General features: G+C 70.2%; 15 protein-coding genes. 7 read left to right on the forward strand and 8 right to left on the reverse strand.

Annotated elements, in window-relative coordinates; all coding sequences use genetic code 11:
- Window positions 1-13 precede the first annotated feature (13 nt).
- The 7 genes from FHP08_RS01825 to FHP08_RS01855 form a co-directional block, all read right to left on the reverse strand.
- A complete protein-coding gene (locus FHP08_RS01825; protein ID WP_225878997.1) occupies window positions 14-439 on the reverse strand; it encodes a barstar family protein in 426 nt (141 codons plus the stop codon).
- A gap of 13 nt (window positions 440-452) precedes the next feature.
- Window positions 453-830 carry a ribonuclease domain-containing protein gene (locus FHP08_RS01830; RefSeq protein WP_147702589.1) on the reverse strand — a complete coding sequence of 126 codons (378 nt, stop codon included), beginning with the start codon at window positions 828-830 and terminating at the stop codon, window positions 453-455.
- A gap of 49 nt (window positions 831-879) precedes the next feature.
- The gene (locus tag FHP08_RS01835) at window positions 880-3,078 is read right to left on the reverse strand and encodes a DUF1631 family protein (RefSeq protein WP_147702590.1); all 2,199 of its coding nucleotides are present in this window, start codon (window positions 3,076-3,078) and stop codon (window positions 880-882) included.
- Window positions 3,079-3,247: 169 nt separating this feature from the next.
- The gene (locus FHP08_RS01840; RefSeq protein WP_147702591.1) at window positions 3,248-5,524 is read right to left on the reverse strand and encodes an NADP-dependent malic enzyme; all 2,277 of its coding nucleotides are present in this window, start codon (window positions 5,522-5,524) and stop codon (window positions 3,248-3,250) included.
- Window positions 5,525-5,654: 130 nt separating this feature from the next.
- Window positions 5,655-6,803 (reverse strand): molybdate transporter family protein, encoded by a 1,149-nt coding sequence (locus tag FHP08_RS01845; RefSeq protein ID WP_147702592.1) that lies wholly within the window; start codon window positions 6,801-6,803, stop codon window positions 5,655-5,657.
- A complete protein-coding gene (locus FHP08_RS01850) occupies window positions 6,804-9,881 on the reverse strand; it encodes an FAD-binding and (Fe-S)-binding domain-containing protein (RefSeq protein ID WP_147702593.1) in 3,078 nt (1,025 codons plus the stop codon).
- Window positions 9,878-10,567, reverse strand: coding sequence for a GntR family transcriptional regulator (locus FHP08_RS01855; protein ID WP_147702594.1), 690 nt, complete (start codon window positions 10,565-10,567; stop codon window positions 9,878-9,880). Before FHP08_RS01855 ends, FHP08_RS01850 begins: the two co-directional genes overlap by 4 nt.
- Window positions 10,568-10,682: 115 nt before the next feature.
- Between FHP08_RS01855 and FHP08_RS01860 the strand changes: the two genes are divergently transcribed.
- From FHP08_RS01860 to FHP08_RS01890, 7 genes are all read left to right on the forward strand, one after another.
- Window positions 10,683-11,909 carry a pyridoxal-phosphate-dependent aminotransferase family protein gene (locus FHP08_RS01860; protein ID WP_147702595.1) on the forward strand — a complete coding sequence of 409 codons (1,227 nt, stop codon included), beginning with the start codon at window positions 10,683-10,685 and terminating at the stop codon, window positions 11,907-11,909.
- Window positions 11,910-11,978: 69 nt separating this feature from the next.
- Window positions 11,979-12,980, forward strand: coding sequence for a TRAP transporter substrate-binding protein (locus FHP08_RS01865; protein WP_222707795.1), 1,002 nt, complete (start codon window positions 11,979-11,981; stop codon window positions 12,978-12,980).
- A gap of 43 nt (window positions 12,981-13,023) precedes the next feature.
- Window positions 13,024-13,545, forward strand: a complete 522-nt coding sequence (locus FHP08_RS01870) for a TRAP transporter small permease (protein ID WP_147702596.1) — start codon at window positions 13,024-13,026, stop codon at window positions 13,543-13,545.
- 55 nt (window positions 13,546-13,600) lie between these two features.
- Complete coding sequence (locus tag FHP08_RS01875) at window positions 13,601-14,884, forward strand: TRAP transporter large permease (RefSeq protein WP_187272127.1); 1,284 nt, start codon at window positions 13,601-13,603, stop codon at window positions 14,882-14,884.
- Window positions 14,885-14,973: 89 nt separating this feature from the next.
- Window positions 14,974-15,765 (forward strand): enoyl-CoA hydratase/isomerase family protein, encoded by a 792-nt coding sequence (locus FHP08_RS01880; protein WP_147702597.1) that lies wholly within the window; start codon window positions 14,974-14,976, stop codon window positions 15,763-15,765.
- A gap of 12 nt (window positions 15,766-15,777) precedes the next feature.
- The gene (locus FHP08_RS01885; RefSeq protein WP_147702598.1) at window positions 15,778-16,989 is read left to right on the forward strand and encodes a CaiB/BaiF CoA transferase family protein; all 1,212 of its coding nucleotides are present in this window, start codon (window positions 15,778-15,780) and stop codon (window positions 16,987-16,989) included.
- Between the two features lie 66 nt (window positions 16,990-17,055).
- Window positions 17,056-18,249, forward strand: a complete 1,194-nt coding sequence (locus tag FHP08_RS01890; protein ID WP_147702599.1) for a pyridoxal phosphate-dependent aminotransferase — start codon at window positions 17,056-17,058, stop codon at window positions 18,247-18,249.
- Between the two features lie 69 nt (window positions 18,250-18,318).
- Here the strand turns inward: FHP08_RS01890 and FHP08_RS01895 are convergent, their stop codons facing one another.
- Window positions 18,319-19,443, reverse strand: a complete 1,125-nt coding sequence (locus FHP08_RS01895) for a lytic transglycosylase domain-containing protein (RefSeq protein ID WP_147702600.1) — start codon at window positions 19,441-19,443, stop codon at window positions 18,319-18,321.
- Window positions 19,444-19,686: the final 243 nt, after the last annotated feature.

The raw sequence follows: 19,686 nt of genomic DNA on the forward strand, positions 1-19,686 counted from the left end.
GATCAGTGGGCGCTCAGGCCCGGCCGGCCGCCCGGTCGCTCGACGCTCCGGCCACCGAATAGAACACCCGGAACGCAGTGTCGCGATCGTAGAAGAAGTCCGCTGCGTCGCGGAACACATCGAGCAGCGCGTCGCGCTGTTCGCGCCCGAAGCTCCGCGTGTCGGGAAGGTTCTGGAGGATCACCAGGAAACCCGGGTGCTCGGCATCGGCAAGCGGCTGCAGGTCGGTGACGCAGTCGTAGAGCGCGTCGAGATTGCGCCCGAAGTACGGGGGGAGCGCGAAGGCATCGGCGATCGCCCCCATCACCGAATCGCGGTCGGTGGCGCCGGACAGGTCCACCGCGAGCAGGCGCTGGTCGGCGCGCTCGGCCGCTCGCTTCAGTGAGTCGCCGTCGTAGGCGCCCAGCGGCAATACGGCATGAGGCGGGATGTTGCTCAACGCACCCATCTTCTCACTCCCTTATCCGCCTGAAGCTGCGGTAGTGATCCTCGGTGTACCAGAAGTCGCCGGAGGCCTTCGGGTCGCCGCCCGCCACGATGCGGCGGGCGCCGCGATCGCGCGACCCCGGCGTGGGCACCGTGTACTCCTTGTAGTGTCCACGAGGCCGCGCCGGAAGCAAACCCTCGCGATTGAAGAAGGTCGTGCCGTCCTTCGAGTACGGGAACGGCCCTCCGCGCCGGATCAGCGCGTAGGTGGCCTGCGCCTCGGCCGGCAAGGCCTCGAGCGAGATCTCGCTGCCGGCGGGGCCGGAATCGACGCGCGGGGAGCACGCACCCGAAGCGAGCGCGAGAACGAGAAGGCAGAGAGAGAGAAGGCGTCGCCAGATCATGCGGGCATGGTAAACGCCTTCCCCTGCCCAGGGAACGACCGCGAGGCGATCAGGCGGGGAGGCCCGCCTTGCCTGCCGCGATCGTCGCGATCGTGCGCTCGATGGCCGTTTCGGCGTCGGCGAGCCGAACGCGGCCGGTGGCCAGCCAGCGCGCGAGTTCGGCGCGCTCGACCGGCCGCGCCACCTCAGGGTGGCGCGTGAGCACGAACAGCCGGCGAGTCGGGCTGACCCAGGAGATCCTCAGGCGGCGCCGCGCCCCGTCGGGCTCCAGCAACTCCAGGGTGTCGCCGCGGCGCAGGTCGCCCAGTTGCCTGGCGATCTCCGGGGACACCGGCGGCTCGGCGGGCCTGGAAGCGACCGCTTCCCTCGGCGGCGCGGCCGGCTGCCCGAAGGCGGGCAGCGGGCTGGCGGGCCCGGCGGCGCCCACCTTGGCGCGCTGGATCACCTCGCCGTGCCGCTTGAGCAATTCGTTGAAGAACCGCTCCTGGTCGCTCTTGTCGACGCCCGCCCGCGCCAGTCCCCGGTTCAGTTCGGCGATCAGCTTCGGCAACAGGCTCGCGAGCCGCGGGATCTCCGGAGACTCCTTGGGCTGCACGCTCCAGACCAGGGCGTCGATGCAGGCCAGCGCGTCGCGCCAGGCCGCGTCGCCGTCCTCGACCCGCAGCATCGCCATCACCCGGTACCAGCTGCGGTCCAGGAAGTCGACCATGAAGGCGGGCGCCGACTCGCCTGCCCGCGCACGGATCTCGGCCCTGGCCTGCTCCTGCGCGAGAACGAGCGCCTCGAGCCGCTCGGCCTGCCTGGCGAGCGCCGCGTCGCGCTCCATGCGGCGCTGGGATTCGATCGACAGGAGCAGGTCGAGGCGCATCGCAGCGTCGTCGAACACCGACAGGTCGCTCTCGAAGCTGGCGAGCAGCCAGTCGACGATCTCGGCCACGCCGCCGACCAGCGCGGAATCGGGACCCACGTCGGCATCCGGGTCGCTGGCCGCGCGGCAGATCTCGTCCAGCAGGCGGCGCATCGGATGCCGGCGGCTGGCGAAGAAGCTGCGGTCGATCAGCGCGGCCTTCACCGCGACCACCTGCAGCCGCAGCATCTGCTGCTTGATCGTGTCCGGCAGGCGTCGATCCGCGTAGAGGTGGTCGAAGACCTGCGAGACGATCTCCACGGTGAGCTGGTCCAGCGGCGACCCCATGGTGCGCCCCTTCTCCAGCATCTCGTCCAGGAGCCTGGGGCCGCCGGCGCCGCTCTCGCCGCATCCGGCCTGAATCGCATGCAAAGAGTCGAGCAGGCCGGTTTCGACCGCCGGCGGCGACTTGCCCGCGCCGAAGCTGGCCGGATTCGCCAGCAGGCGCGCCGCCGCGAGTCGCGCCGGCGTCGTGCCGTCCGCCAGCCGCGCGGCCAGCAGAACGAACGGATCCTCGCCAGCCGGCACGCTCTCGATCGCCGGATCGGCAGCCGGCGCCGCGACGGCGGAGTCCGGGGCCGGCGCGGGCGGCTGGGCCGCCTTGGCGCGCCGGGCCTGGGCTTTCGCGGTCACCACCTGCGGCCGGATGCGGGGCAGGACGTGGTTGCTGCGCAGACGCTCGTTGACCGTCGTGTAGATCGCGCCCAGGTTCGACGAGACATGGGGCTCGATCGCGTCCAGGAGCGCATCGCGCACGCCGGCTTCGGCGTTGAGCTGCGCCAGCGTCCGGCGCAGGGCCTCGAAGACCGCCTCGGGCGCAGCCGGGTGATTGTCCTCGTCGAACCAGTCGCCGGCCGCCAGGACCCCGAGCCGCGCCCGGATGCCGAGCACCTCGTCGGGGTCGAGCTTGCTGCGCGCGCGCTGGATGATCCGGTCGAACGCGATCTTCTCCTCGATCACGCTGTCGTCGACCAGGGCCAGTCCGCCCGCCGGCGCGTCGGCGGGCCCGTCGTCGTCGCCGTGGATCCGTCGCGCGAAGATGTCGGCGAACATCTCCCGGAACCGGGCCTCGATGTCGGCATGATGGCGCCGCACCAGCGTGACCGCATCGAGCAGCGCCTGCTGGGCCGCAGGGTCCCTGTTGCGCAGCGCCAGAGCGGTCAGGTCGTCGCCGACCTTCTTCAGCGCCTCGGCGATCGCGCCGGACAGCTGCGAGACCACCATCCCGCTGCAGTCCTGCAGCAGCGCGGAGCGACGCGCCGGGTCGATGGGCGCATCGTCGTCGTCGCGCTCGTCGCGGTCGTCGCGAGCGGTCGCGGTGCCAGCCTGCGCCAGGGACATGATGGGGTCGTCGTGCTTCGGAGATGTGAGCTTCCGAGGCTATGGGCCGGCCCCGGACAGGTCAATCGCGGCCGGCACGAACGGCGCCCTGCGGCGCCGCGTGCCGACGAACGGCGGGCCGGCCGTTGCGGACGGGCCGCCAGGCGCTCGCCTGGCGCCCGGCGCCCGCCTAGCGTTCGGCGATCGCGTCGACCACGGTCCAGGCGGTCATGTTGACGATCCGGCGCACCGTGGCCGAGGCGGTCAGGATGTGGACCGGGCGCGCGGCGCCGAGCAGCACCGGCCCGATCGCCACGTTGTTGCCGGCCGCGGTCTTGAGCAGGTTGTAGGAGATGTTGGCCGCGTCGATGCCGGGCAGCACCAGCAGGTTCGCCTCGCCGGCCAGCGTCGAACGCGGCATGATCCGCCGGCGCAGCTCGCTGTCCAGGGCGGCGTCGCCGTGCATCTCGCCGTCGACCTCCAGCTCGGGCGCCTGCTCGCGCAGCAGCGCGAGGGCTTCGCGCATCCTCTCGGCGCTCGGGTGGTTGGAGGTGCCGAAGTTGGAGTGCGACAGCAAGGCCACCTTGGGCCGGATGCCGAAGCGCAGCAGCTCGTCGGCGGCCATCCGGGTGATCTCGGCCAGCTGCGCGGCAGTGGGGTCGGCGTTCACGTGGGTGTCGACCAGCGTGACCTGCCGGTTGGGCAGCATCAGCGTGTTCATGGCCGCATAGACCGTGCTGCCCGGCCGCCGGCCGATCACCTGGTCGATGTAGTGCAGGTGCAGCGAGTAGTGGCCGAAGGTGCCGCAGACCATGCCGTCGGCCTCGCCCATGTGGATCATCATCGCGCCGATCAGGGTCAGCCGGCGGCGCATCTCGATCTGCGCGTATTCCTCGGTGACGCCCTTGCGCTCGGTCAGGCGGTGGTACTCGCGCCAGTAGCGACCGTAGCGCTCGTCCCACTCCGGGTTGACGATCTCGAAGTCCACGCCCGGCCGGATCCGCAGTCCGAAGCGCTCGAGGCGCCGCTCGATGACCGCCGGACGGCCCACCAGCAACGGCCGGGCGAGCTTCTCGTCGACCACCACCTGGACCGCGCGCAGCACCCGCTCGTCCTCGCCCTCGGGGTAGACGATCCGCTTGTCCGGCGAGCGGCGCGCCGTCGAGAAGATGGGCTTCATGAAGTTGCCCGAGTGGTAGACGAACTGCTCGAGCTGCGAACGGTAGGCGTCGAAATCGGCGATCGGGCGGGTCGCCACGCCGCTGTCCATCGCGGCCTTGGCCACCGCCGGCGCGATCTTCACGATCAGCCGGGGGTCGAAGGGCTTGGGAATCAGGTACTCGGGGCCGAAGCCGGTGCCGACCGCGCCGTAGGCGGCCGTGACCACCTCGCTGGACTCGGCCCGGGCCAGCTCGGCCACCGCCTGCACCGCGGCGACCTCCATCTCCCGCGTGATCGTGGTGGCGCCCACGTCGAGCGCGCCGCGGAAGATGAAGGGAAAGCAGAGGACGTTGTTGACCTGGTTCGGATAGTCGGTTCGGCCGGTCGCGATGACCGCGTCGTCGCGGACCTTCTTCACCTCCTCGGGCATGATCTCGGGCGTGGGATTCGCCAGCGCGAACACCAGCGGCCGCGCGGCCATGCGGGCGACCATCTCGGGCTTGAGCACCCCGCCGGCGGACAGGCCGAGGAACACGTCGGCGCCGTCGATGATCTCGGCCAGCGTGCGCTTGTCGGTCTTCTGCGCGAAGCGGGCCTTGTCGGGATCCATCAGCTCGGCGCGGCCCTCGTAGACCACGCCGGCGATGTCGGCCACCCAGATGTTCTCGCGCTTCAGGCCGAGGTCGACCAGCAGTTGCAGGCAGGCCAGCGCTGCCGCGCCGGCGCCGCTGCAGACCAGCCTGACCTCGTCGATCCTCTTGCCCACCACGGCGAGCCCGTTGGTCATCGCGGCGCCGACGACGATCGCGGTGCCGTGCTGATCGTCGTGAAAGACCGGAATCTTCAGCCGCTCGCGCAGCTTGCGCTCGACGATGAAGCAGTCCGGCGCCTTGATGTCCTCGAGGTTGATCGCGCCGAAGGTCGGCTCGAGCGCCGCGATGATCTCGACCAGCCTGTCCGGGTCGAGTTCGGCCAGCTCGATGTCGAAGACGTCGATGCCGGCGAACTTCTTGAACAGGACCGCCTTGCCCTCCATGACCGGCTTGGAGGCCAGCGGCCCGATGTTGCCGAGCCCCAGAACCGCGGTGCCGTTCGTGACGACGCCGACCAGATTGCCGCGGCTGGTGTAGCGGAACGCGTTCGCCGGGTCGGCGACGATCTCCTCGCAGGCCGCCGCGACCCCGGGCGAGTAGGCGAGCGCCAGGTCTCGCTGGCTGACGAGCTGCTTGGTCGCGGTGACCGACAGCTTTCCGGGCCGGCCCTGCTCGTGGTACTCGAGGGCGGCCTTGCGAAGGTTCGGATCCATGGCTGAACGCTTTCCGTGAATGCTTTGCGCGGGTGTCTGGGTGCTTCGCGCGGGCGACCAGGCGCTGTGCGCGGGCGACTGCCCGGCTCTTCCGGCCGGCAGGGCCTGAAAGGATACTCGCCCGCCGCGATCAGGGCCTGAGCCACCCTGCGCGGACCGCGTGATGGGCGGCGATCCCGAACAGAACCGCGGCCCCCGCGTTCCAGGTCGCGATGCCGGCAGTGGCCAGCAACACGAAGCGGTCGGTCTTCTCGGCCTCGGGATCGCGGCTGCCGAGCGCCAGCTCCACCCCCGCGAGGAACAGGATGACACCCAGCACCGACGCCGGCACCAGATCGAACAGCAGACCGATGGCGTCGCCGAAGAAGAGCGCGAGCACGATCAGCGCCACCCCGAGCATGATCGCCGCGCCGCCCGTCCTGGCGCCGAATCGCACGTGGCCGGCCATGCCGCCGGCGCCGTGGCACATCGGCACGCCGCCGCCGGCGCTGGCCAGCAGGTTCATCAGGCCGGTGGACAATGCCACCCTGCGCTCGTCGATCGGACGGTCCGGGAACAGCCGGTTGTTCTCGGCGGTGATCGCCACCAGCGCGTTGCCGAAGGTCAGCGGCAACTGAGGCAAGGCCAGCAGCAGCGCGCCGGTCCAGAGGTCCGACGCCGACAGGCCGGGCCAGGCGAAGGCGGGCCAGCGCAGCACCGCCTGCTGGTCGCCGAGCCGGGCGGCGAGCGACGGGTCGCGCAGCAGCGCGATCGCGGCCCCGACGGCGAGCAGTGCCAGCATCGCCGGCCAGCGCCGCGAAAGCATGAGCAAGGTGACGGCCAGCATCACCGCCGAGAGCAGCCATTGCCCGGCCATCATCCGGACGCCCTCGAGCATGAAGGCGAAACCGAGCCCCATGACCACGCCGAGCAGCGCGGCGCGCGGCACCAGACGGGCCAGGCGCGCCGCCAGCCCGGACAGCGCCAGCGCCAGCCAGATCAGGCCGGTCACCAGCCCCGCGGCGACGACGGCGTCGCCGGTGAGGCCGCCGGAGACCGTGGCCTGGGTCAGCGCGGTGGCGCCGATCGCCTTCATCGGCTGGACCGGGAAAGGCGTGCGGAATACCGCGCCCACGACCAGCAGCGCCACGCCGAAAGGCAGCAGCACGGCCGTGGCATTCATCTTCAGCACCGCCACGTAGGCGACCACGAAGGGAATCAGCGTGCCGAGGTCCCCGAACGCGCCGCCGACCTCGGCGAGGTCGAAGCGGTTGCGGGGACGGGCAGCGCCGTGTCGCACTTACTGCGCGGCGGGCCGCCGGCCGCTGCCGTCCAGGGCGCGGTCGAGCAGCACCGCCACGTGCACCGCGTCGCGGCCCGCCCCGTCGGCGATCTGGTGACGGCAGCTGGTGCCGTCGGCCACCACCACCGTGTCCGGGCCGGCCTCGCGCACCGCCGGCAGCAGCGACAGCTCGCCCATCTTCATCGAGACCTCGTAGTGCTCGGCCTCATAGCCGAAGGCTCCGGCCATGCCGCAGCAGCTCGACTCGACCGTCTTCACCTCGAGGCCCGGCACCAGCTTCAGCACGATCTCGATCGGGCGCACAGCGTCGAAGGCCTTCTGGTGGCAATGGCCGTGAAGCAGCGCGGTGCGCCCGGGCAGGGCCTGCAGCGGCAGCGACAGGCGCCCCGCCGAGTGCTCGCGCGCGAGGAACTCCTCGAACAGCAGGGCCTGGCCGGCCAGACGGCGCGCGGCGTCGCCCAGTCCCATGACCAGGAACTCGTCGCGCATCGTGAGCAGGCAGGAGGGCTCCAGGCCCACCACCGGCACGCCCCGCTCGACGTAGGGCGCAAGCGCGGCCAGGGTGCGCCGCGCCTCGGCGCGCGCCTCGTCGACCAGACCGGCGGACAGGAAGGTGCGGCCGCAGCACAGCGGGCGCGCGGGATCGGCATCGGCCGCGGCGCGCGCCACGTGGACGCGGTAACCGGCGGCCCGCAGCACCCTGCGTGCGGCGCGCAGGTTCTCGGGTTCGAACCAGTTGTCGAAGGTGTCCGCCCACAGCACCAGCTCGCCCACGACCTCGCCCGCCGCGGCGGGCGGCAAGTCATCGAGCCCCCGATCGGCGGTGAACGGGTCGCCGCGCCAGCGCGGCAGGCTGCGCTTCGCCGAGAAGCCGAGCAGCTTCTCCGACAGGCGCGCGGCGCCCGGCAGCGTGTCGCGCAGGTTCAGCAGCCAGCGCAGCCGGGAGGCCCAGGCCGCGTAGCGCGGCATGTAGGCGATCAGCCGGTCCTTCAGGCGAAGGCCGTGCTTCTTCGTGTAGTGGTGCTGGAACTCGATCTTCATCCGGGCCATGTCGACGCCGGTCGGGCAATCGCGCTTGCAGCCCTTGCAGCCCACGCACAGGTCCATGGTCTCGCGCATGGCCGACGAGGTCAGCGCCTCGTGCCCCAGCTGCCCCGACAGCGCCAGCCGCAGCGTGTTGGCGCGGCCGCGGGTCAGGTGCTTCTCGTCCTTCGTGACCCGCCAGCTCGGGCACATGGTGCCGGCGTCGAACTTGCGGCAGTGTCCGTTGTTGTTGCACATCTCGGCGGCCTTCGCGAATCCGCGCGCCGGATCACCGCCGGTGCCGGGTGCGCTGACCCGCTCGGTCACCGGGTCGGCGGTCACGTCCCAGGCCGACCAGTCGAGCGCGGTCGACAGCGGCAGCGCGGCGTGTCCCGGCGGGTAGCGGAACAGCCGAGCGTCGTCCATCTTCGTGCCGCGGACGATCTTGCCCGGGTTCATCAGCCCCAGCGGGTCGAACAGGTCCTTGACCTCCTCGAAGGCCTTGGTGAGCCGCGCGCCGAACTGCCAGCCCACCCACTCGGTGCGCACCAGGCCGTCGCCGTGCTCGCCCGAGAAGGCGCCCTTGTAGTGGCGGACCAGCGCGGCGGCCTCTTCGGCGATCGCGCGCATCCTGGCCGCGCCGTCCTGGCGCATGTCGAGAATGGGCCGCACGTGAAGCGTTCCGACCGAGGCGTGCGCATACCAGGTGCCGCGGGTGCCGTGCCGGGAGAACACTTCGGTGAGCCGGCCGGTGTACTCGGCGAGGTGCTCCAGCGGCACCGCGCAGTCCTCGATGAAGGAGACCGGCTTGCCGTCGCCCTTCAGCGACATCATGATGTTCAGGCCCGCCTTGCGGACGTCCCACAAGGCCTTCTGCGCCTGCTCTTCGGGCATCTCCACGACGCTGCCGGGCAGGCCCAGGTCGCCCATCAGCTCCACCAGGCGCGCGAGCCGGGTGAGCAGCTCGCCGCGATCCTCGCCCGAGAACTCGACCAGCAGGATCGCCTCGGGCGGCTTGCCTTCGCGCTCGATCAGCGCGCGCTCGATCGTGGGTCGGAACACCGGGTTGGCGCGCGAGAGCTCGATCATCGTCCGATCGACCAGCTCGACCGCGCTGGGCCCGAGCTTCACGATGTGCCGGGCGCTGTCCATCGCGGCCCAGAAGGTCGGGAAGTTGACGACGCCCAGCACGCGCGCCTTCGGCAAGGGCGAGAGCTCGAGCACCAGCCGACGGAAGTAGCCCAGCGTGCCCTCCGAGCCGACCAGCAGGTGCGCCAGGTTGACCGAGCCGTCGTCGGTGTACGGGCGCTCGGACTGCGGGTGGAAGACGTCGAGGTTGTAGCCGCCCACGCGCCTCAGGACCCTGGGCCAGACGCGCGCGATCTCGTCGCGCTCGCGCGCGCCGAGCGCGAACAGTTGCGCGACCAGCTCGCCGGCGCGCCCGGAGGCCATCGCGCGGCCGGCGTTCACGCCGAAGGGGCCGAAGTACTCCGACACACCGTCGGACAGGATCGCCTCGATGCCCAGCACGTTGTGCACCATGTTGCCGTAGGCGATCGAGCGCGACCCGCAGGAGTTGTTGCCGGCCATCCCGCCGATCGTGGCCTGCGCCGAGGTGGACACGTCCACCGGGAACCAGAGGCCGTGCGGCTTGAGGTATGCGTTGAGGTGGTCCAGCACGACGCCGGGCTGGACCTCGACGGTGCGGGCCTCGGGATCGAAGGCGATCACCTTGTTCAGGTGGCGGCTGTTGTCGATGACCAGCGCCTCGCCGACGGTCTGGCCGCACTGGCTGGTGCCGCCGCCGCGCGGCAGGATGGGCACGCGCATCTCGCGGGCCAGGTCGATCGCGGCGACCACGTCGGCCTCGTCGGCGGGCACCACGACGCCGACCGGGTCGACCTGGTAGATCGAGGCATCGGTTGCGTAGCGGCCGCGCGAGGCGGCATCGAAGAGCACGTCGCCGCGCAGCACGCGGCGAAGCCGCTGCGCGAGGCGGCTGCGGTCCAGCGAGGCAGTCCGCAGCATGCGGACCGGGGTGGGAGCGTTCATGTCGCGGCGGGGTCGATGGCCGGCCACTGCTCGAGCACCGCATCGCGCTTGTTGCGCAGGTGGGTCTCGAGCAGGGCCCGGAGCGCGGAGCCATTGCCGGTCTCGAGCGCCTCCAGCATCTGCTGGTGCTCGCGGACCGCGTGGTTCCACTTGTCCTGGTTGAAGTTGGAGCGGAAGCGCAGGTTCTGGATGCGCGTGTTCACGCTGTCGTAGGTCTCGGCGAGCATGTCGTTGCGCGCGCAACGGCTGATCGCGACATGGATGCGCCGGTTCAGGTCGTAGTAGGCCGGCAGGTCGCGCCGCGCGTGCGCGGCCAGCATCTCGAAGTGCAGCGCGCGGATCTCGGCGAGCTCCCCCTCGGTGCGTCGCTCGGCCGCGAGCTTGCCGGCCAGGCCCTCCAGCGCGCCCATCAGCTCGAAGAGCTGATCGACGTCCGAACGCGACAAGGCGACGACGCTCGCGCCGCGGTTCGGGCTGAGTTCCACCAGCCGCTCGGCGGCCAGCACCTTGAAGGCCTCGCGCAGGGGCGTGCGCGAGACGCGCAGCCGCTCGCAGAGCACCCGTTCGTTCAGGCGCGCGCCTGGCGCGAGCAGGCCTTCGGTGATCATCGCGCGGAGCCGGTCGGCGACCTCCTCGTGCAGCGGGCGCCTGTCGATCTCGAGCGACTGCTCGACGGCATTTTGCATACAGAATATGGAACGAGGACAGATTTAAGGGAAAATCCCGGTTGCGCAGCCAGATTTTTGCATACAAAATGCGTTTTCGCAATCATCACTGCCACCCTTCACCGTCGAGGCGAACATGAAACTGTCCAATGGCCTGGCGCTCAACAGCCACCCGTCCGGTCGGCATTTCCTGCAGATTCCAGGGCCCAGCACCGTGCCCGACCGGATCCTGCGCGCGATGGACTACCCCACGATCGACCATCGCGGACCGGAGTTCCAGCAGCTCGGCAAGTCGGTGCTCGCAGGCATCCGCAAGATCTTCAGGACCGAGTCGCATGTGGTCATCTACCCGGCATCGGGCACCGGCGCCTGGGAAGCCGCGCTGGTCAACACGCTGTCGCCGGGCGACACGGTGCTGATGTGCGAGACCGGGCATTTCGCCTCGCTCTGGAAGCGGATGGCCGAACGGCTGGGCCTGGTCGTGGAGTTCATCCCCGGCGACTGGCGTCACGGGGCGGATCCCGCGGCCATCGAGGCGAAGCTGGCCGCCGATCCGCAGCATCGCTACAAGGCCGTCTGCGTGGTCCACAACGAGACCTCGACCGGCGTGACCAGCCGGATCGCCGACGTGCGCAAGGCGATCGACCGCGCGAAGCATCCGGCCCTCTTCATGGTCGACACGATCTCCGGCCTCGCATCGGCCGACTACCGCCATGACGAGTGGGGCGTGGACGTGACCGTGTCCGGCTCGCAGAAAGGCCTGATGCTGCCGCCCGGGCTGTCGTTCAACGCGATCAGCGCGAAGGCGCTGGAGGCCTCGAAGAACGCGAAGCTTCCGCGCGCCTACTGGGAATGGAACGAGATGATCGCGTCCAACGCGAGCGGCTACTTCCCGTCGACGCCGGCCACCAACCTGCTCTATGGCCTGCACGAGGCCATCGCGATGCTGCACGAAGAGGGGCTGGACAACGTGTTCGCACGTCACAAGCGCCACGGCGAGGCGACTCGCGCAGCCGTGCGCGCCTGGGGCCTCGAGGTGCTCTGCCTGGAGCCTGCCGAGTACAGCCCGGTGCTGACCGCGGTGGTGATGCCCGAGGGGCACAGCGCCGACGCCTTCCGCAAGATCGTGCTGGCGAACTTCAACATGTCGCTGGGCCAGGGTTTGGGCAAGGTCGCCGGCAAGGTGTTCCGGATCGGACACCTGGGCGACTTCAACGACCTGACGCTGATGGGCACGCTCGCCGGCGTCGAGATGGGCCTGGGCCTGTCCGGCGTGCCGCACCGCAAGGGCGGCGTGCTGGCGGCGATGGAGCACCTGGCCGCCACCGCGCCCGCGGCGCCGGCCAGCGAAAAGGCTGCCTGAGCGGCCGGACCGCCGCCGACGATCACTGAACCGCCCCAAAAAGGGGCAGACACTCCGGAGGAGGAGACGATGAAAGCAACGATGAAGTCCGCCCGCCGCCTGCTGCTGCAGGCGGCAATCGCCGGCGGCGCGGCCGCCCTCGCGCTGCCCGCCGCCGCGCAGCAGATCGAGCTCAAGCTCGGCCACGTCGGCGAGCCCGGCTCGCTGTACCAGATCGCTTCCGAGGACTTTGCCAAGCGCGTGCAGCAGAAGCTCGGCGACAAGGTCAAGATCACCATCTTCGGCTCGAGCCAGCTCGGCGGCGACAAGGAGATGCTCCAGAAGATCAAGCTGGGCACGCTCGACATGTCGATCCCGTCGACGGTCATGAGCAGCGAAGTCGACCTGTTCGGCATGTTCGAGATGCCCTACCTGGTCAAGGACCGCAAGCACCTGGCGAAGATCGAGAAGGAGATCTTCTGGCCGTCGCTGGCCCCGGCCGTGGAGCCCAAGGGCCTGAAGATGCTCGCGCTGTGGGAGAACGGCTATCGCCACATCACCAGCAACGTGAAGCCGATCGTCAAGCCCGAGGACCTGGCCGGCGTGAAGCTGCGCGTGCCCGAGGGCAAGTGGCGCGTGGCGATGTTCAAGGCCTACGGCGCCAACCCGAGCCCGATGAAGTTCTCGGAGCTCTTCACCGCGCTGCAGACCGGCGTGATGGACGGCCAGGAGAACCCGTTCACCCAGATCGTCAGCGCCAAGCTGCACGAAGTGCAGAAGTACCTGTCGCTGTCGGGCCACGTGTACGCGCCGGCCTACCTGGTGGCGGGCAAGCGCAAGTGGGAACAGATGCCGGCCGACATCCGCAAGGAGCTCGAAGCGGCCGCCCGCGAGACCCAGGCCACCGTCTACGCGGCCACCGACCGAATGGAAGGCGATCTCCTGAAGACGATCAAGGGCGCCGGCGTGCAGGTCAACGAGGTCGACAAGGACGCCTTCATCGCGGCCAGCGGCCCGATCTACGAGGAGTTCGGCAACTCGGTCAAGGGCGCCAAGCCGCTGGTCGACAAGGCGATCGCCCTGGGCAAGTGAAGCACTGAACGCATAGAACCGATAGAGCCAGGAGACAGAATCGATGCAAGCGCTTCGAAAGGGCTACGAAAAGATCCTCGAGTGGGTCGTGATCGTGCTGATGGTGATCCTCGCGGTCGAGGTCACCGTCGGCGTCGTGTACCGGACCATGGGCGCCTCGCTCGTCTGGTACGACGAGATCGCGTCGATCCTGCTCGCCTGGCTCACCTTCTACGGTTCCGCCTACGCCGCCGCCAGGCGCGGCCACATCAGCTGTCCGGAGCTGGTCGCGATGATGCCGCCCGGCCCCCGGCTGGCGGTGACCATCGTCGTCGAGGCCCTCGTCATCGGCTTCTTCGCGCTGCTGGGCTACATGGGCTGGTACGTGCTGGAGATCCTGGCCACCGACACCCTGGTCAGCCTGCCCGACATCCCGGTGTCCTGGGTGCAGTCGGTGATCCCGATCTCGGCCGTGCTGATCATCATCGCGGAGCTGCTGACCCTGCCCGAGGCGCTGGCCTGGGCGCGCGCCGACCACGCACACGGCGCGACGGCGGAGGGCGCGGCCCGCGAGGCCTCGCACTGAAGGCCCGCACGAACGTCGAAACACCCGAAGAAAGACAAGACAAGGAGAATCGAACATGGAGATGCTGTTCCTGTTCGCGTGCGTGCTGGGCCTGGTGCTGCTGAACGTCCCGATCGCCGTCGCGCTCGGCGTGGTCGCGATCGCCGCGATCTGGCTGGCGCAGGGCACCGATGCGCTGCTGAACCTGCCGATCGTCGTGTACAACGCGGCGACCAACTTCCCGCTGCTGGCGATCCCGCTGTTCATCCTGGCCGGCGCGATCATGAACGCGTCGGGGATCTCGTCGCGGCTGATCGCCTTCGCCACGGCCCTGCTCGGCTTCATCCGCGGCGGCCTGGCCATGGTCTCCATCGGCGCCTCGCTGTTCTTCGCCGAGATCTCCGGCTCGGCAGTCGCCGACGTGGCCGCACTGGGGTCGATCACGATCCCGGCCATGAAGAAGAAGGGCTATCCGCGGGCCCTGGCGGCCGCGGTGATGTCCTCGTCGGCCACGCTGGCGGTGATCATCCCGCCGTCGATCCCGATGATCCTGTACGCGGTGATGGCCGAAGCCTCGGTGGTCCAGCTGTTCGTGGCCGGCATCGTGCCGGGCATCATCGGCGGCCTGGGCCTGATGGCCATGGCCTACTACTTCGCGCGCCGCTACAACCTGCCGATCGAGCAGCGCTTCAGCTGGAAGGAAGTGCGCCGCACCGCCCGCGAGGCGATGTGGGCCTTCACGCTGCCGATGATCATCCTGGGCGGCATCTTCGGCGGCTTCGTGACCGCGACCGAGGGCGCCGCGCTGGCGGTGGTGGCCGCGCTGTTCATCGGGCTCGCAGTCTATCGCGAGCTGGACCTGCCGCACCTCAAGGAGGCCATCATCGAGGGCGGCAGCCAGACCGCGGTGGTCATGCTGCTGGTTTCGACCTCCGCCCTGCTCGGCGTCTACCTGACCGAGGTCCAGGCGCCGCAGGAACTGGCCCAGGCGGTGATGGACCTGACCACGAACAAGTGGTTCGTGCTGGCCCTGCTCAACGTGCTGTTCCTGCTGCTCGGCATGTTCCTGCACTCGGCCGCGGCGATCATCCTGGTCGTGCCGGTGGTGATGCCGCTGGTCAAGGCCGCGGGCATCGACCCGGTTCACTTCGGCCTGATCGTCACGATCAACCTGGGCATCGGCCAGCAGACTCCGCCGGTGGCCAGCGTGCTGATGGTGGCCTGCTCGATCGCCAAGGCCGGCGTCTGGGAAGTCACGCGGACCAACGTGTACTTCGTGGGCGTGCTGCTGGCGGTGCTGCTGTTGGTGACCTACGTGCCGATCACCGGCATGGGCCTGGTCGAACTCTTTTACCGCTGAACCCCGGGCCGCCCCGGCGGCCCCTACGTTTCACATCCGGGGGCCGATCGATCCGCGTCGATCGGCCCCCGTTCACTTCCGGAGCCGACATGACTGAAAGAACTGCGGAAACCATCGTGGTGGAGCGCGATGGCGCGATCGCCACGGTGATCCTGAACCGCCCGCACAAGCTGAACGCGCTGACCAAGCCGATGTGGAGGCTGCTCGGCGAGATCATGGACCGGCTGTCGGCCGACGACTCGGTGCGCTGCGTGATCCTGCGCGGCGCGGGCGAGAAGTCCTTTTCGCCCGGCAACGACATCTCCGAGTTCGAGACCGAGCGCTCGAACCGCGAGCAGGCCATCGCCTACGGTCACATCATGCACGAGACCGCCCGCGCGATCGCCGACTGCCGCCACCCGACGCTTGCGCAGATCCACGGGATCTGCGTGGGCGGCGGCCTGGAGATCGCCGCGCTGTGCGACATGCGGATCTGCGGCGAGTCGAGCCGATTCGGCGCGCCGATCAAGAACCTGGGGCTGGTGATGGCCTTCCCGGAAATGGAGCCGCTGATCCACTTGGCCGGCCCGTCGGTCGCGCTCGAGATCCTCTATGAAGGAAGGATCTTCGACGCCGCCGAGGCGAAGGACAAGCGGCTGGTCAACCGGGTGGTCGCCGACGACCGGGTGGCCGGCGAGTGCCGCGAGACCGCCCGGCGGATCGCCGACGGCGCGCCGCTGGTGGCGCGCTGGCACAAGAAGTTCGCCCGCAAGCTGATGAGCGGCCAGCCGCTGACCGAGCAGGAATACCTCGAGTGCTTCGACTGCTTCGACACCGAGGACTTCCGCATCGGCTACAAGGCCTTCCTCGCGAAGGCGAAGCCCGAGTTCGTCGGCCGCTGAGGATCATCCGGGATGAGCACGAAACGAAGCGCCGGCCCGCTGGCCGGCATGAAGGTCCTGGAGCTCTCGCAGATCATGGCCGGCCCCACCGCCGGGATGATGCTCGCCGACCTCGGCGCCGACGTGATCAAGGTGGAGAAGCTGCCGGGGGGCGACGATTCGCGCAGCTACCGCGAGCCGCGGGTCAATGGCGTCTCGGCGCCGTTCATGATCCTGAACCGCAACAAGCGCGGCATCGCGCTCGACCTGAAGCACCCGAAGGGCAAGGAGGTGCTCAAGCGGATGGCGGCCGGGGCCGATGTGCTGACCGAGAACTACCGCAAGGGCACGCTGGAGAAGCTCGGGGTCGGCTACGACACGCTGTCCAGGCTCAACCCGGGCCTGATCTACTCGTCGGTCTCGGGCTACGGCCGCACCGGTCCCTGGGCCGACAAGGGCGGCTTCGACCTGATCGCACAGGGCTTCTCGGGCCTGATGAGCATCACCGGCGAGCCGGGCCGCCCGCCCGCGAAATCGGGCAACCCGGTCGCGGACATCAACGCCGGCATCCTCCAGGCGATGGGCATCATCGCGGCCTACGTGCACAAGCTGAAGACGGGCGAGGGCCAGATCGTCGAGACCTCGCTGATGGAAGCGGCGCTGCAGCAGACCTACTGGCACGCGGCGATCTTCTTCGCGACCGGCGCCTCGGGCGGGCCGCTGGGCTCGAGCCACGTGCTGACCGCGCCCTACCAGGCCTTTCGCACCGCCGACGGCTTCATCAACATCGGCGGCGCGAACCAGTCGAACTGGGAGCGCATCACCGACGTGCTGGGTCATCCGGAGTGGAAATCCGACCCGCGCTTCGTCGACAACAACGCGCGCATGCGCAACCTGACGGCGCTGGTCGAGGCGATGGAGGCAGTGCTGATCGCGCACGATCGCGCCCACTGGATCGCGGCCTTCGACGCGGCCGGCGTGCCGGCAGGACCGGTGCACTCGATCGGCGAGGCACTGACCCATCCGCAGGTGCTCGCCCGCGACATGGTCGTCGAGGTCGACCACCCGAAGGCCGGCCGCACCCGGGCGGTGGGCTTTCCGGTGAAGCTGCACGGGACGCCCGCGGTGGCGCCGAAGCCCGCGCCCGCGCTGGGCGAGCACACCCGGGCGGTGCTGGCAGAATTCGGGTACACGGCCGACGAGATCGACGCGCTGATCGCGGAAGGTGTCGTCAGGGCCGACTAGCACCTTGCCGCCCCGGCGGCCGGCGGCGCCACGCGCGCTGGCCGGCCGCCACCCGACGACACCGACATGACGCCTCCGACTCCCCTCCCCGTTTCCTATCCCCTGGCGAGCCGCACCGGCCGCATCGATCCCTTCCACGTGATGGAGCTGGCCAAGCGCGCCGCCGCGCTGGAGGCCGCCGGCCACCCGATCATCCACATGAGCATCGGCGAGCCGGACTTCACCGCGCCCGAGCCGGTGGTCGCGGCGCTCGAGCGCGCCGCCCGCGCCGGCCACACGCAGTACACCGGCGCTACCGGGCTCGCTTCGCTGAGGAAGGCGATCGCCTACGACTACGGCGAGCGCTATGGGCTGGACATCGCGCCCTCGCGGATCGTGGTCACCGCCGGCGCCTCGGCCGCGCTGTCCCTGGCTTGCTGCGCGCTGGTCAACCCTGGTGACGGCGTGCTGATGACCGACCCCAGCTACCCGTGCAACCGGCACTTCGTGGCCGCCTTCGACGGCGAGCCACAACTGGTGCCGGTGGGGCCGGACACGCGTTTCCAGCTCGACCGGGCACTGCTCGAGGCGAACTGGGCGCCGAACACCCGCGGCACGCTGCTCGCCTCGCCTGCCAACCCGACCGGCACCTCGATTCCCTTCGACGAGCTGGCCCGAATCGCGGACGCCGTCCGCGCGCGCGGCGGCTTCTCGATCGTCGACGAGATCTACCTGGGCCTGTCCTACGACGACGCGCCGCGCAGCGCGCTGGCGCTGGGCGACGACCTGATCGTCACCAACAGCTTCTCGAAGTACTTCCACATGACCGGCTGGCGTCTCGGGTGGCTGGTGGTGCCGGAGTCGCTGGCGCCAGTCTTCGAGAAGCTGTCGCAGAACCTCTACATCTGCGCGTCGACGCTCGCCCAGCATGCGGCGCTCGCCTGCTTCGATCCCGAGTCGCTGGCGATCTTCGAGGCGCGGCGCGACGAGTTCCGCCGCCGGCGCGACTGGATCGTGCCGGCGCTGCGCGGCATCGGGCTCGACGTTCCGGTGATGCCCGACGGCGCCTTCTACGCCTGGGCCGACTGCAGCGCGCACGCCGACGACAGCTCGGCCTTCGCGATCGAGCTGCTGGAGCAGACCGGCGTGTCGGTGGTGCCCGGCAAGGACTTCGGCCGCCACGACCCGCAGCGCTGGATCAGGCTGTCGTACGCGACCTCGATGCAGAAGATGAGCGAGGCGATCGAACGCCTGGGCCGGCACCTCGCGCAGCGCAGCTGAGGAATCGCGGCAGTCGGAGATCGCGCGGCCGGGGCGCCGCGCGGACCGGGCGGACGATGGCAGCCCGGGTCAGTGGTCGTGCAGCTTGTCCATCAGCTGCGCCACCGCCTCCACGCCGCGGAGGTCGGCGCTGCTGGCCGGCGGGACGTCGATCTTGCCGATCGGCGCGTCGAGATCGAACAGCGAGATGGTCTTGGTCTCGCCCGGCGTGCCGCTGTCGGGCGTGATGCGTGCAGCCTCCGGAATCACGCGGGCGCCGGCCTGGCGCTCGGCCTGCGCGCGGCCCTGGGCCGCCGCCGCGATCCGCTCGCGTTCTGAAAGCACCTTGCGCCCGTAGCCGAAGTCGTGCGACAGCAGGGCCGCGCCGACGTAGGACTTGAGCGCGCCTTCGACCGAGCCTTCCCGGACCAGGTATTCCTTCAGGATCGCCGAGCCGACCGTGATGTTGGCCACCGGGTCGAAGGCGGCGGCCGCGCCGCCGAAGGGCGCGAACTTGTCGGTGTGGACCCGGGTGAGCACCTGCATCAGGCCCTGGGCGCCCTTCGAGCTGCGCGCGTTCGGGTTGAAGCTCGACTCGACCGAGACGACCGCGAGGATCAGGTGAGGATCGAGACGGAATTCGCGCGCCGCGCGGTAGGCATGGGCGACGAAGGTCTGGACGTCGTCGACCGCGACCCGGTACTTGGACGCGATGAAGCGCGCGATGTTGCGCTGTTCGTCGGTGAGCTTGAGGGGCGGGCGCGCGGCCTCGGCCTCGCGTGCGGTCGCGGCCTGCCGCGCGAGGCGCTCGCGCTCGACCGCAGGCTGGCCCGGGACGGCCGTGCCCGTCGACGCCAGGGCGCGCTGCGCGCCGCCGCCGGACGACGGTTCGCGGCTTGCCGCCGCATGCCTGGCCCGCGCCATGTGCCGCTCGATCTCGGCAAGCGCGCTGGCGCGGGCACCGCCCGCGGACGCGGGGGCGCCTTGCGCGAGGGCGGCGGCGCCGGACTGCGCCGGCACGGCGAACGCGACGTCGCTTCCCGCGCCGGACAGCACGGACCGATTGGCGTCGGCCTTCGCGCCGACACCGTGAAGCGTCGAAACCGCGACCGCGATCACCGCGACCATCGGCATCGACGCCACCGACGATCGGCCGGCGCCGACGAATCGCGCGAGCGATCCGAACATGTTCGTGACTTGACGCTGCTCGAGCATCGAGCCTCCTTCCGGCTTGCGCCGTACGGTTCGCCCGAAAGGCGAGTGATCCTGCGAATCGGGACCGCAGACCGTGCAGTGAGCGGACCCGGTTCCGCGTCGACAGCGTGGTCGAGACCTGCGGAACCTCTTGCGGGCGATGCGTGGCCGCCTGCTGTAGGCGAACCCCCGGCATGCTCACAGCCGATTCGCCCTCGTCGGGGGCCGGATCGCCGGCATGCTCACGGCACGACCCCCGCTTTC

The sequence above is a fragment of the Zeimonas arvi genome (assembly GCF_008039575.1).
Lineage (GTDB): Bacteria > Pseudomonadota > Gammaproteobacteria > Burkholderiales > Burkholderiaceae_E > Zeimonas > Zeimonas arvi.